We start from the raw sequence: 13,190 nt of genomic DNA, 5'->3' as shown, positions 1-13,190 counted from the left end.
CCCAGCTCCCCCGCAGGCTACGCAGGGGCTCGGGGCGAGCCTAGAGCCTGGCCCTCCGAAGCGCTTCGAAGGAGGACGCGCCTCTTTGAAAAACTCGCCCGTTGTGCATCGGGGGTACCCGTAAACGCGAATTCTCAAAGGAAAGACGCTCCTTACCTCTCCCTCCCGCCACGATCATCACGGCCGCGCCCGCGCTCACTACGCCGCGACGCCCGCGAGATCGCTGCACGCATCTGATCGGCCACCAGACCGGGTTGCAGATGAAGGATGTCCGTGACGCTGTCGTATGTTTGCACCGTCACCGCAGTGACGGCAAGGCAGCTGCGCACGCCCATGGAGGAGAGCGTCTCGATATCGCGCGCGATTCCGGCACCCCCACTGGAGTCCGATCCGCCGACGACAAGTACATGCGATGCCTGCCTCAGCGCCCTTTCATCCGTTAGAATGAGCGTTCGAAACGCAGGATTCCGCCGACACTGCTCTTCTTGTTGGCGTTGGTCCAATTCATGTTGGAAGCGCCGTCCACCTTGCCGACGGCGAAGTTACCGTATTGGCCATAGTCGAGTTCGGCCGTAACTGTGAAATCTGGAAGAAACGCATAGGCGACGTTTGCAGCGACACCATGGTTCTTGAGCTGATCACCGGAGAGCTGAAGGTTGAACGAAGTTGTCTCGTTGAGCTTGTAAGTGGCGCCAGCCCAGAAAGCCCAGTTCCCGCCCCAACTCTTATAGAAGCCGCGACCATGAGCGTCGATGGCGTTCGTGGAGTCGTCGTTGAGCTTGCCGTTGGAACCGTAGCCGAGCATTCCGAACAGCAACAGTTCGTTGGTGACATTGATGTCGACACGGACCTTGGCGGCCACCGATTCGTAGTTGCTATCATAAGCGGCAACGCCGGTGATCGCGCCCCAGCCATGTGTGTATTTCAAGCCGCCGACTACGTGCGGTGCGTAGCTGTCGATTGTGCCGACCACGCCCGAGCCTTCTTCGAGCGAAACCACGGCCGAAAAGCCGTTCCCGGCGTCGAAGTAGTACTGAACCACATTGGTATCGAAAGCGCCGTACGGAACCGGCGTCTGGTTGAGTACGTCACCCGCGCCACCAATAAACATGTCGAAGGCCGACCAGTCCTTACCAACTCGGAGGCCACCAAGCTGAATCCAGGCGAAAGTCAAGGTGCTGTCTCCGTTGAAGGCATGGGACCGAGAACTGTCCGAAACCGAAGTGTGGCGGTTGCCGAAGTTCATGCGGGTTTCGGTGTAGGTCTTCAACGTGCCGAGTTCGGTCTCCTGGCCGGTCCAAGTTTTCAATGTGAAGCGCGTGTTGTTTTGCCATGTGCCCTGATGCTCACCAGTCCTCACATCCGAGGTTCTTGCGTGATCAACCAATCCGACATGGCCCAAGCCGACGTCGTAACGGACATAGCCGCCGATGCGCACGCAGGTCTCAGTGCCTGAAATGTAGACGTAGCCCGAGCCGTAGACGTCGCAGACTCTAACGTACTCAGTCGGGTCAGGCTCGGCAACGGCGGTCACGGCGCGAGCGTCGGAAACGGCAATCAGTGCCGCAGTTGAGCCGAGGAGGAGGCTCCTAATGTTCATTGTTGATCTCCGTTCAAAGAGTAAAAGGAATGGACGTCAGTGATGAACTCTTGCTAAGGAAACAGTCGATAACGATGCGCATTTAGTTGAATTTGAGCAGTTTTGATGCGCTCGTCGCGCCAGATATTCATCAGAAATTCAGAATATGATTGGGTGTTATTGTTACAAATATGCGATTGTTATTACAAATATAATAATCGCCGAAACGACGCCATCCAACATTTCTGTACAAATCATCCCCGTCATCTCCGCTAGTTGTGGGCGGGCCGTCACAAAGGCTTCCACTGCAAATGACGTGCCATCCTGACGACGCAGCTGCGGCTTGAAGCTCAAGTGTGCCGGCGGACCTTGGTTCGCTCTTCCTTCCTTTTTGCCTTGCGGATCAACCCAAGCACGAACGGCAAACGTTTCGGCTACGGTTCGTCTGTTCGCTTCGCGACAGTTTCGTTCAATGGCGACAGCTTTGTTTGCTGTGAGCCCCGACGTTGAGACATCATGCGGCGGCACCGCTCGGTACGACGCCGTCATTTTGGCGAGCGCGATGATCGGTAATCACGCGCTGAACGCGCAGCCTTGCCTCCACCACGGAGTCAGTAGGCGCGCCGGCCTGGCATTGCGGCCGACCTGACGGTCGCGTCGAGCAGCCTCTCGTCCTGATAGACGGCGCGCCACAGCTAATGCTTCTTGCCAGCAATTCACACAACGAGCTCATCGAGATGCCAGAGATCACTATGGGGCTGCGCTAGCTGGCGAGCAAAGTCTGATCCCAACGCCGTGTTATCTCGTTGGATGCGGCAGCCGCGCTCAGCAGAATCTACGCGACCAGGCGCAGGCTGAAGGGAAGGGATGGTGGAACCAAACGGTGCGCGTGAGGGTCGCGGCGGGAACAGCCATGGCCAGTCGCTGACCGTCCAGCCAAGACTGAACGGCCGCTATTGCTGAGAAATACAACTTTCGAGCCCAAAGCGGAACGGACTGACATAGCGCAAAGACATAGGCGGGCGCAGCGGTAAGGTTGGTGGTTATCAGCATGGGACGGTAACTGTTGCAGACCACAAAATATCGCGAGGCCGGCCTGCCTTGGTACACTATCTATCCGACTGTGTCGGAGTTCTCTGGGGCGGTCGGCGCCGAGGCTTATGAGGAATGGCTCAGGAACCTGCCGGCGGACGATCCGGTGTCGCTCTATTTCCACGTTCCGTTCTGCCGATCAGCTTGCTGGTATTGTGGCTTCCCCACCACCATCACCCGCCATGATGCGCCGATCATCAACTATCTGGCGGCCCTGCGTGACGAGATCCGTTTGGTCTCGGAGCGAGCGCCGCAGACGCTGCCCGTGAGCGACATGCATTTCGGCGGCGGAACGCCGTCTCTCATAGGACCAGCCGAGTTCCTGGCTCTGATGGAGTTCCTGCGACGCCGCTTCGCTCTCACGAAAACAGCTACGGTCGCCATCGAGATCGATCCACGCACGTTCACGCCCGAGATGGCGGAAGCCTTAGGAGCGGCCGGCGTGAACCGCGCGAGCCTCGGCGTGCAGAGCTTCGATCCAATCGTTCAAAAAGCGATCAACCGGATCCAGAGCGAGGCCCAGACGTCGGCTGCCGTGGAAATGCTGCGCCGGCATGGAATAAGCCGCATCAACTTCGACCTCATCTTCGGTCTCCCGCATCAAACGGTGCAGTCCTGCGTCGAGACCGCGAGGGCGGCGGTCGCAATGCGCCCCGACCGGCTTGCGGTGTTCGGCTATTCGCACATCCCGTCGCTTATAAAGAATCAGCGCCTCATCGAGGAGGCAGTTCTTCCGGGCAGCGCTGCCCGCGCCGAACAGTATGCGGCCGTGGCCGTAACGCTGATTGCCGCCGGCTACCGCGAGATCGGGCTCGACCATTTCGCCTTGCCGGACGACGAGCTCGCGCTGGCACAGAAAACCGGTCGCCTGCGGCGTAACTCGTTGGGCTACTCGGCCGACACCTGCAGAACCCTGATCGGTTTCGGAGCGTCGGCTATCGGCCGCATCGGCCAAGGGTACGTTCAAAACGAAGTTACACGGGATTCCTATATCCAGCATATCGGAGCTGGCCGTCTGGCGACGTCAAAGGGCTATCGCCTCACCGACGACGACCGCGTGCGAGCCGCAATTATCGAGCAACTAATGTGCGATCTCGAGGCCGATGTGCAGGCAATCTGTGCCGCCCACGGATCTGATCCGATCCGTCTTCTCGATTCAGCTGAACGCTTGGCGATGCTGGCCGAGGACGGGATAGTGGACTTCGAAAACGGTTTTGTCCGCGTACGGCGGGAGCATCGCTTTGTGATTCGTGCTGTCGCTGCCGCGTTCGATGCTTTTCTCGATCGGGATGGCCGTAAGCATAGCCCCAGGTGAGGGCAAGCATCCAACCGGAAGCTAAACTCGACGCCCTTGGCCGAGCATGAAGCGCGCGTCAAGGATGCGAAAAGCAGAGCTGATCCGCCTATTTCATCTCATCTTCAATGACATCGACCTCGTGGCTGCCACCGAGGCGTTTCCATATTGATCGTGGTAGGTGCGGGATATCTGGGTGTTTCGCCGTCAGCGCATGAAGATCCCCGCCATGTGATGGGTCAGGAGATCGCGGTGGCTGCGATCAGCCCGTCCATCGATGACAGACCGTGGCCACGCCGCTTCGCGAGGCCCGTCAGGTCGCCCCAGGCGCCAAGGCAACCAGTTCGTCCACCGGCAGGACTCTCGACTCGAAGCGCTGCGGCAGGTCCCGGGCGAGCCATTCGGCCAGTGCGTCACGTTTCCGACGTTTGTCCATGAGGGCAGCGCCGCGCCGGATCTCGGCGATCGACACAGACCCGCATTGACCCTACGCGGCTGGTCTTCCTGGATGAAACATGGGTCAAGACCAACATGGCGCCGTTGCGCGGCTGGGGTGTGCGCGACAAGCGGCTGATGGCCCACGCACCATATGGCCATTGGAAGACGATGACCTTCATCACCGCGCTGCGGCATGATCGGGTGGAGGCGCCTTGGGTCATTGACGGACCCATCAATACGCAGGCCTTTCGCGTCTATGTCGAAACCGAACTCAACAAAACACTGAAGCCGGGCGACATCGTCATTCTCGACAATGCCGGTTCTCACAAGGGCCAAGCCGTCCGCGACATCGTCAGGGCTGCTGGCGCAAGGCGGGTCAAGCCCGCGACAGCGGCAATTTTGTTCCGGCTATCACCCTCTCGTCGAGAACGGCGTGACGGAAGCGATAAAGTTGCGCCGGCCGGCCGCCGGTTTCCGCGGTTGTCTCACCGGTTTCCTCGACCAGCTCCTGCTGCTCGATTAGCCGGCGAAAGTTCGGCTTACGTACGAGCCTGCCGGCAAGCGCCTCCACGGTGCGCTGCAGCCGCAAAAGCGTGAAGACCGGCGGCATCAGTTCGAATACGACCGGCCGGTATTTGATCTTGGAGCGCAGCCGCGCAATGCCGGTCGCCAGGATGCGACGATGATCGGCGATCATCGATCTGCCCGAGACCGAGGTGGGCGCAGCGGAATGTCCGGCGCGTATTGCTTCCTCCACCAGGGCGGCTTCGTAGAGCAGCTCATAACGTTGAAGCGCGAGTTCCTCGTTCCAATGGCGGTCGTCAAAGCCGAAGGCGATGGCCGCCCGCCGTCGTCGGTCGAGGCGTGTCGTACTGTCGTCAGTGCCATCCGCCCATTCCATCAGGCGCGGCCGCAATTCGTCCAACACGACCGCCGGTGTGCCGGAGCGGTGATCCTCCCACGGGAAATAGTCGTACCAGCTTCCCCAGTGTCGCCCGGCCGGGTCGCCAGCTTCGTCTTGGTGGGTGAGCGCCAGATAGCTGATAGAGACCACGCGGTCGTCAGCGCCAACCCTGTCGCGATCGGCGAAGGTGTAGAGCTGTTCGATATAGCCGAGCGGCTGGCCGGTCTGTTGTTCCACCCATCCCCTGAGGCCCGACTGCAGCGAACGGTGAGCAAGCTCGAACGGGCCCGAGGGCAGGGCGTTTGCCTGCGGGATGGTCAGAACGCAGGGGGCGCTGCTGTCCATGGCGACCACAACGGCGATCAAGTCCGCATTGACGTCGTTGGCCTTGCCTCCAGCTCCGCCTTTCCTAATCCCTTTTGCGCGTTCGTCCATGGTCCCCGAGGTTGTTGAGCAGAGCCCTGCCGCGTAGGCGGCTGAACCGATTGAATTCCGTTTTTGTCTGATAATTGTCGGCGCGTCAACACCACCCGTCGTGGCGATTTTAGCTCTTCGCAGCTGCATAAAAAGTGCCAACGCGACATCCGTGCTTGGGGAAGGAGGCCCATTGAGTGCGCCGATTCAAAGCTCGTCGATCGACATTGCGACGTTGTTCTCGTCGGCGACAGCGCGGCATAGTTCTCCACGGCTTGGCGTCGACGCTGGGCGTGACGCTGGAGATGATGATCATGCACGGTCAGACCTGCGCCGTGGCCTGGAGCCGGCGCAAATGGTCGTCGACCCGCCGTTCGGTTCCTTTTGAAGAAACCCGGAGCAGGCTTTCCGCAATGCCTGATAAAGCCCTTCCAGTGCGCCCGCGCCAGCATCATCGCACTCTCACTCCAACACAACCTATGCGAGTCAGTAAATCGACTCGGCGGCACTATTGTTTCAGGGGAAATGAATCTAGTTTCAAAGGGTTCGGCCGATACGCCGGGCACAGCTGAGGCCTTCACGGTCCTTTTTGACATAAACGCGCCCGATTGAGATTACCTTGACGGTAGCGCAGTGCGCCATCCATGCCAGTCGAGATGATCTCTTGATATTGCTCAATACCCGGGGTGGTTGACAGTGGCGCCGACGCATGGGCCCTGACCGAGGAACTGCGCGAAAAGTTCGAGTCGCTAGCCCCCGACCTGGGCCGCAGGCTAACACCGTCAGCTCGATCCAACCTCGTCCGTTTTTTCCAGGCGAGAGCGAATTGGGAGCAGCTAACGTGAACCGACCGTGGGTTTTTCTCACTGCCGGGCTGCTGGATTGGGCGCGGACTGTCAATGGGTCGCTCGACTCTCTGCAGGGTGCTCTGATGGTGTGGACCAGCAGCAGGACGAATTCGTCCCCAACATCGCTATGCGAGGCGAAGCCGCTGCGTCCTATCGACGGCGAACACGCGCATCGATTCCAGGGAGATCGAGTACTTCGAATGTCTGGCTCACCTCATGCCAGATTGCCGCAGCTGATTGGGTGACTGTGTAGTCCGCCAAAATCAAGTTCTCGACTAACCATGGGTCAGGGTGCAGATGCCACGAGCAGTGAGACCCAACAGCATAACATCTTCCGAAAGCAATGCCGTGCGCGGTCGCGTCCCCACAGGTGCATGCCATGGGGCGAGCGGCGAGGGTGTGGCAGGGTTGGCTGAGACAACTGAATCCTACGCCAAATCAATCTTAGACTACATCCGCCAACCTCTCAGACGCTCCGTCGTGCATAACACGGGCTTCTGTAACGGGCCTCGTCTTGTCAATCCCTCGTAACTTCGTCCGCTGCCGGGCGTCTTGCTTCTTTCCGCAGTCGGCGCCTCGGCCGCTGCCTGATGGGATCTGATCGGGATCGGCTGGCCAATCTAGGACGCGCAGTCATCAAACGAGCTGCTCCCGTCTTAGCGGCCTAACCGGGTCCACCGTCCCGGCAAGGGACGTCGTAACGGCAGGACCTGGTGTCGATGCCCGCCGTGTTCCTACCTTATCCTCTCATCGAATGCTTCACGACACGACTGCCGCAGGACGGCCTGTCTGCAAAAAGCCTTCAGCGCTGCGCATCACAAGCTGTTAATCGAGTATGGAGCTGAGTTGTACTTACTCCGCTGCTTGCGCATCTTCAAAAAGCTGTCTTCGTTCCTTGATGGGCTTATCGACCCACCTGCCTGCGGACCTCGTGACGAGGTGCGGACGCTTGGGGTGCTGCTGGCGCTCAGGGTGTTTCCGCAACTCCGCCTACCTTTGCCGGCTCTAGGCGTTTTTGACCGGCTTGCTGACGTCGGCCACGCCCCTAGTTCCGAGTGCCTGGAATTGCTTGGCCTGCTCCACAAAGAGTTCGACCCGTTTGCGCAAAAAAGGTCGACTGCAGCGCGATAAACTGCGACGGCAGCTTGGCGCCAACCAGCGCCTGCGCCACCAGCTTTTACGACACCGCCGAACTCAAGGACACGCTGGAGAGCCTGATCGACTTCGAAGTGCTTAACAACGGCAAGAAGCGGCTCAGCGTCGGCGCCGTCAATGTCAGGACTGGCAACTTAGTCTATTTCGACACAGACAAGGTGCGCATCGGCCCGGAGCACATCATGGCGAGCGGCGCGCTGCCGCCGGCCTTCCCGTCGATCCGTATCGACGGCGAATATGACTGGGACGGCGGCATCGTCTCCAACATGCCGCTGCAATATCTGCTCGACCAGAAAGAAGACCGTTCTTCCTTGGTGTTCCAGGTCGACCTGTTCAGCGCTCGTGGCGTGCTGCCACGCAGCATGCCCGACGTGCTGTCCCGCCACAAAGACATTATGTATTCGAGCCGTACACGCCAGAACACTGACAACTTTCAGCGCATCCACGCGCTCAAGATGAAGCTGCTCGACGCGCTGAAGCGCATGCCGCCGGATCAGCTCAATGATGGCGAGAAAGAACTGATGGCTGACTATTCCGGCGCTGGCGTGGTCAACATCGTGCACCTGATCTACCAGCACAAAGGCTATGAAGGCCATGCCAAGGACTATGAGTTCTCCGGTACCTCGATGCGCGAGCACTGGGAGACAGGCTTGGAAGACACGCAGCGGACCTTGCGCCATCGGAAGTGGCTGACGATGCCAACCAATGTCGATGGCGTCGCCATCCGTGACCTGCAGCGCGAAGACCCGACCTGAGATCTTTGCCGGCGCTTCGCCAGATTGACGATCCCCAACGCGCACACTTCAGACGCGTAGGAATTTCCCTTGGCGTCGGCTTGAATGACACGAGCTCGAACACCGTCGGAAACAAGCTAAAAACGAAAAGGCGCCGAACCTGACCCGACGGGATGGACAGCCTCCGATCCGACAATCGGGCATCTCACGGCGGCTGCAGGCTTAGGCCTGAACTCATACAACGCCAGCGCGACGGCGCGCTACCCGCGGGAGGTGATCAAGAAGTCAAGGCAAATCGTCGTAGATCCCTATCGCAAGGCCAGGTGCGGGAGATGGCCCGGGAAATCATGGCCAAGGACCGCCATGACCGGAATACGGCATGGCCGTCAACTCTGCGGGCGCCATCGCGCGGGCCCCGGAAAAGGCGTATCGCCAAGGCTTTGAGGACAAAAGGTCGGGCCGGCCGCCGCAGAACCAAGAGCCGGCTGCGCAGGACGGTCCGCTCGACTGGGCACTGATCCCGCCGCGCCCGCGAAATGCCTTCTGGAGCATCTTCCTATTCACCTTGGGACAGGGAGAGTCGCCACCGGAAATGGGGCTATCTCGCGGCGGCCACGACCGAGCGCGGAACGCCGGGATGGCGCCTTGTCGTGCCAGGCGTTTGGATGGCGACAAGTCAGTCGGCGAAAAGATGATCATTCCGCTCGTCCGTTTGGGCTTGATCGAGCCGGCCCCGGAGCCTCAATGCCTGGCGCTTTCAAAGCGCGGCGCCGAAACATGGTGGCTGTTCCATGCGCGCGGTGCCGATACCCCGAGGATCTGACTGACGTATAGAGCTCTCCGTGACGCGTCGGCCGATCGGTGTTTGGCGCCGGCACGGCAACGACAGGGTAATCATAGCACCAGGTGCTATTTACAGCCAGGCCGGAACGGACCTTCGAGACGGCATGGTTTGTCAAGGCGGCGCGCAAGGCGCGGATTTCAGACACCATTTGAACCAGGCGATCGAACAGGTGGCTTTGGGGCAGGACGACGATCTTGGCGACGGCGTGTTCAAGAAGCGCCTGAAGGACAACCGGCACCGCGCGATCGTTCTGGCCAAGAGTGGCGATTTCTGGGTCTACGTCTATCTGTTCGCGAAACAGGACTGGGCGAACAGAGTTTCGTAGGCTGGCCGCGCTGTACCGGGCGAAAATAGAAGGCCGATCAGGTGGCTGAGCTAAAAGCAGGGGTCCTGTTGGAGATCGGTGATAACGACTAAGCGAAAGTTGAAGAGCGAAGCCTTCGAGGCGATCCAAAGCGTCGTGGAAGGCATGTACCGGGCCGGAACTCGACACGGTGACGCTGCGCAGTTCGACGACAGCTGCCGGGCGGTGCCGTAAGAAGTCGCGCCGGACGAGATCAAGGCGCTGCGTGAGTACAGCCATGTCGGCCAGCCGATGTTCGCGCGCTATCTGAACGCACGGGCGGGAGGTGCTGCGCACTGTCGTTGCCAAAAGCGCCGCCGTGCGTCATCCTGCTCGCGACGATTCTTCGCGCGCCCCACACCACCATCCCCACTCCCCCGGGATCGGGCTGTCCGCTCTCGCGGCACCGGTGCCGTCCTGGCTGCGCAGGGCGGTTCCAGACCGCAAATCCTTGCCGCACAACGCTTGGAGGAGATCGCCATTGCCGCGGGCGCTGCCATCGGCGCGCTCGATGCGGTTGTTCGCCGTCAGGAACGGTGGGCCGGCGCCTGGCGGCAGCGGCTGGCGTGGCCGCCGTGGCGGTGACGGCCAAACAGGCGGGGAGGGTGGAGGGTGACGCCGCATTGCGTGATGCCGTGCTGCTGACGCGACAGGGTGACGACGTCGGTCCCCCGGTCTTTTGCTCCTCGCCTGGAACCGTCCGTGAGTTCACCGGCCGGCCAACCTTCCGCATCTACGGGCTGTGAAAGCGATGGCGGAGAGTGCGGCCAGGCGACAAAGGCGAGCAGGGAGGCGACGGCCTCCCTGCTCGCGAGCTCGATCACCTGCCGCCGGAGATGCGCTGGCGCGAATGGAGGAACCGCGTCGAGGCGACGATCTTTGCTGCCAGCGAGCCGGTCAGCCGCGAGACGCTGGTCCGCATCGTCGGAAAAAGCTGCAGCATCGACCTTTTGATCGACGACATTCGCGAGGAACTGTGCGGCCGCCCCTACGACCTAGTCGCCGTCGCCGGCGGTTTTCGGCACCTGACCCGGCCGGCGTATGCCGACGCCATCCGCAGTGCATTTGGCACGGCCATCGGCGGCAACGAGCGGGCGGGTGACCTGACGCAGTCGGATGTGCTGGTGCTGATGTGCATCGCCTACTTCCAGCCGATTACGCGGGGAGAGCTGTCGTCCTTCTTCGGCAAGGAGATCAGTCGCGACCTGATCGGTCATCTGCGCGGCGCCGGCCTGATCGCCTCCGGACCGCGCAGCCCGACGCCGGCGCGCCCTACACCTATGTCACGACCAAAGAATTCCTGCAGGAGTTCGGGCTCGACACGCTGCGAGATCTCCCCGACATCGAAGCGCTCGAGGATGCCGACCTGTTGTCGAAGGAGAAGCTCTTGGCGGGCGACATCATGCCTGGGTTTCCCAACGATGCCGACGGGGATGCAGGCGTCGCCGGTGATGAATAGCTCGCTGCGTCGCCGAGGTGGGCGGTTCGTGGTTCGAGAGTTCATTCGCGCGGGATTGCAATTCCCCGGAGATGCTTTGATCCGATTCCACTGGCGGCGGCACGCGAATAGACATCGCGCAAAACCGCAAGATCAGCCCCGGTCCGGGTTGCCCCACGCCCCTCGTCGATCACTTGGCCATCTCCACGTTGCAGAGTTGTCAATCGACTGTTCAAGGCGTCGTGCCGAGGCTTTGACGATGACCTTTGATGCCCTGCGCAGACCGAAAGTGCATCGGGCGCAGAAGTGCTGCGGCGTCAGTTCGGTCGGGTCGAAGGAATCCAACCCCGCTTCGACAGGCGGGACATCGATCTCGAAGACCACACCAAAATCCGAAACAGCCGGCCGTGGAGCTCTCCGCCAAATGGCGAGATTTTGCGTCTGTTTGAGCAGTCGCTGCAACAGGTTAAAGTCACAGCCGCCCCGCGCAACGCGAGTGGCCCGGATGCGAACAATCATCGACTGCGATCTCCTCGTGCTGGATGAAACGTTGCTCCCGCGCGCCATCTCCGAGGACGCTGCGGCGCAGTTTGTAGCGCTAATGGGTCAGGGTCGCAGCCATGCGCCGGCGTCATCGTCACCTCCAATCGGGTCGTCTAGGACTGGGGGGCATATCCGCGAGACAATACCATAAGCACGACGAACTCAAGCAAATGGCAATGATGCATCAGCCGATCGAGTATCGACGGACGCAGCTATCGCCTCAAAGAAGCCGCTGAAGTCCTTGCCCGGGAAACAAGGTCAAACTAACAATTCCACTTCTGCCCTGCCTGCAGGTGGAGGAGTTTGACTGGCACTAACCGGCGAAATTCGAAGTGAACGGCGGGTTTTGTACTGCTTACGGGCAAATCGAATTGGAAACTTGACGCACAGCTCTTCGAAGAGCTGCGTGGTGTTGATGTCTCCAATCGGGTGAGCGTCGGCGCTTATGATTCCATTGGCTTCTTCAGGCGGCAAAAAAGCCAGAATTGCAAGGCTTGCTGAACCGACCCCCAGCGGCACCTGGCTACACATGTGACGGGCCACGCTGTCAATGGGGTAGGTCCCCTCTTGCCAGTCTAAGCACACACTATGGAAGCCGCTTCGCGCCACCAGAGAGACAGAATTCCCCGTTTTGGCTGCCAGCCGCAATAGCGCGGGGCGGCAGCAACGACGTAAGGTCGTGCTTTCAACGGCCTTGACTCCGAGCGTGTATAATAACAAACCCAAGCGGTAACGCCTCGTTGAGGGATCCCTCTCAAGTAGTAAATGCCGCTCAAGCGCGCTAACGATCCGATGGGTTGTTGACATGGTGAGGCCGAAAGTTTTCGCCATTTCGTGCACGCGCGCCCCTTCGTCCCCCACTTCGGCGAGATAATTTAGAAGAGCCACTGAGCGGTCGAGAAGCTGTGCGCTCTTTACGTGTTCTGTTTCAATCTTATTGATTTGCCTTCTCACGATGGTACCTCTCGAGGTTGCAAAACCGGTCGACTGCCAGGGTACTCGGTGGAAAAAACGGTGTGCCAAGTTCTGCCGGAGGCCGGCTGTTTTTTGCAATCAGGCGAGATGCTTGCGGTGGCAGACAACTTATCGAGGGCCGGGAGGTTGAGAGGGCTCAGATGGAACAAACAGATGTACATTGGCAGGCCAGGCCGCGATTAATGTAGTCACGCGGCGCGAGTGGCGCCTATGATTGAAGGCGATCGCAATATTCGGCGTATTTAGCTGCCAACTCCTCCGCGCGATTTTCGCACTCATCCAGCGCCATTGCTTCGCAATCATAGTCAAGCAACTCACGCAGAATTCCTGCCGATTCACCTGTGAAGCGCACGGTACCGTCGCTCTCGACCGCCTCGATCCCATCGTACTTCTGGCATTGCGAATTGATCTCCACCGCATCGTCCAATGATAAGCCTTGGGGCAGTTCGATCGAAATACCAGTTGGAGCAATCCTAACGGGATAGCCTCCCACGAGACCTAGTAGTCCCGGCGCGTGAACTACACGTTCCAAGTGGTCGGCAAACGCACGTAGAATCGCTATCGCTGACGAAGCGGTGACGGATTGCCC

At 60.1% G+C, this 13,190-nt stretch carries 7 protein-coding genes and 9 pseudogenes; 8 read left to right on the top strand and 8 right to left on the bottom strand.

From position 1 onward, the window contains the following. Positions 1 to 215: 215 nt before the first annotated feature. The 3 genes and pseudogenes from NKJ23_RS29325 to NKJ23_RS29315 all read right to left on the bottom strand — a co-directional run. Positions 216 to 425: pseudogene (locus NKJ23_RS29325) on the bottom strand (bifunctional hydroxymethylpyrimidine kinase/phosphomethylpyrimidine kinase); the annotation flags it as partial. A 14-nt stretch (positions 426 to 439) separates the two neighbouring features. Then, positions 440 to 1,600 carry a porin gene (locus NKJ23_RS29320; RefSeq protein ID WP_352684066.1) on the bottom strand — a complete coding sequence of 387 codons (1,161 nt, stop codon included), beginning with the start codon at positions 1,598 to 1,600 and terminating at the stop codon, positions 440 to 442. 162 nt (positions 1,601 to 1,762) lie between these two features. Beyond that, positions 1,763 to 2,128, bottom strand: coding sequence for a hypothetical protein (locus tag NKJ23_RS29315; RefSeq protein ID WP_352474850.1), 366 nt, complete (start codon positions 2,126 to 2,128; stop codon positions 1,763 to 1,765). Between the two features lie 517 nt (positions 2,129 to 2,645). Here NKJ23_RS29315 and hemN point away from each other — a divergent pair. Then, complete coding sequence (gene hemN, locus NKJ23_RS29310) at positions 2,646 to 3,986, top strand: oxygen-independent coproporphyrinogen III oxidase (RefSeq protein ID WP_352684064.1); 1,341 nt, start codon at positions 2,646 to 2,648, stop codon at positions 3,984 to 3,986. A 221-nt stretch (positions 3,987 to 4,207) separates the two neighbouring features. Here hemN and NKJ23_RS29305 read toward each other — a convergent pair. Then, a pseudogene (locus tag NKJ23_RS29305) lies at positions 4,208 to 4,437 on the bottom strand (PIN domain-containing protein); the annotation flags it as partial. Between NKJ23_RS29305 and NKJ23_RS29300 the strand changes: the two are divergent. Beyond that, positions 4,434 to 4,775 (top strand): annotated as a pseudogene (locus NKJ23_RS29300) (transposase); the annotation flags it as partial. The pseudogenes NKJ23_RS29305 and NKJ23_RS29300 sit on opposite strands and share 4 nt — an antisense overlap. A 4-nt stretch (positions 4,776 to 4,779) precedes the next feature. Here NKJ23_RS29300 and NKJ23_RS29295 read toward each other — a convergent pair. Further along, positions 4,780 to 5,742 (bottom strand): NUDIX hydrolase, encoded by a 963-nt coding sequence (locus tag NKJ23_RS29295; protein WP_352684062.1) that lies wholly within the window; start codon positions 5,740 to 5,742, stop codon positions 4,780 to 4,782. Positions 5,743 to 5,889: 147 nt separating this feature from the next. Here NKJ23_RS29295 and NKJ23_RS29290 point away from each other — a divergent pair. From NKJ23_RS29290 to scpB, 6 genes and pseudogenes are all read left to right on the top strand, one after another. Beyond that, positions 5,890 to 6,106: pseudogene (locus NKJ23_RS29290) on the top strand (3-methyl-2-oxobutanoate hydroxymethyltransferase); the annotation flags it as partial. A gap of 1,629 nt (positions 6,107 to 7,735) precedes the next feature. Further along, positions 7,736 to 8,479: pseudogene (locus NKJ23_RS29285) on the top strand (DUF3734 domain-containing protein); the annotation flags it as partial. Positions 8,480 to 8,837: 358 nt separating this feature from the next. Further along, the gene (locus NKJ23_RS29280) at positions 8,838 to 9,281 is read left to right on the top strand and encodes a hypothetical protein (protein ID WP_352684060.1); all 444 of its coding nucleotides are present in this window, start codon (positions 8,838 to 8,840) and stop codon (positions 9,279 to 9,281) included. 83 nt (positions 9,282 to 9,364) lie between these two features. Then, positions 9,365 to 9,719: pseudogene (locus NKJ23_RS29275) on the top strand (type II toxin-antitoxin system RelE/ParE family toxin). A gap of 347 nt (positions 9,720 to 10,066) precedes the next feature. After that, positions 10,067 to 10,345, top strand: a pseudogene (locus NKJ23_RS29270) (DUF1403 family protein); the annotation flags it as partial. A gap of 51 nt (positions 10,346 to 10,396) precedes the next feature. Beyond that, positions 10,397 to 11,104 (top strand): annotated as a pseudogene (scpB, locus tag NKJ23_RS29265) (SMC-Scp complex subunit ScpB). A 132-nt stretch (positions 11,105 to 11,236) separates the two neighbouring features. On the opposite strand, the gene NKJ23_RS29260 reads toward scpB, so the two are convergent. The 3 genes and pseudogenes from NKJ23_RS29260 to NKJ23_RS29250 all read right to left on the bottom strand — a co-directional run. Further along, positions 11,237 to 11,602: a hypothetical protein gene (locus NKJ23_RS29260; protein ID WP_352684058.1), complete on the bottom strand. Its 366-nt coding sequence runs from the start codon at positions 11,600 to 11,602 to the stop codon at positions 11,237 to 11,239. 282 nt (positions 11,603 to 11,884) lie between these two features. After that, positions 11,885 to 12,580 carry an IclR family transcriptional regulator gene (locus tag NKJ23_RS29255; RefSeq protein WP_352684056.1) on the bottom strand — a complete coding sequence of 232 codons (696 nt, stop codon included), beginning with the start codon at positions 12,578 to 12,580 and terminating at the stop codon, positions 11,885 to 11,887. A gap of 229 nt (positions 12,581 to 12,809) precedes the next feature. Then, positions 12,810 to 13,190, bottom strand: a pseudogene (locus NKJ23_RS29250) (hypothetical protein); the annotation flags it as partial.

Origin of the sequence: Mesorhizobium sp. M0184 (assembly GCF_040322215.1) — a bacterium.
Lineage (GTDB): Bacteria > Pseudomonadota > Alphaproteobacteria > Rhizobiales > Rhizobiaceae > Mesorhizobium.
Note: the sequence above shows the minus strand (reverse complement) of the source record. Positions and strands in the feature narration are given on the sequence as shown.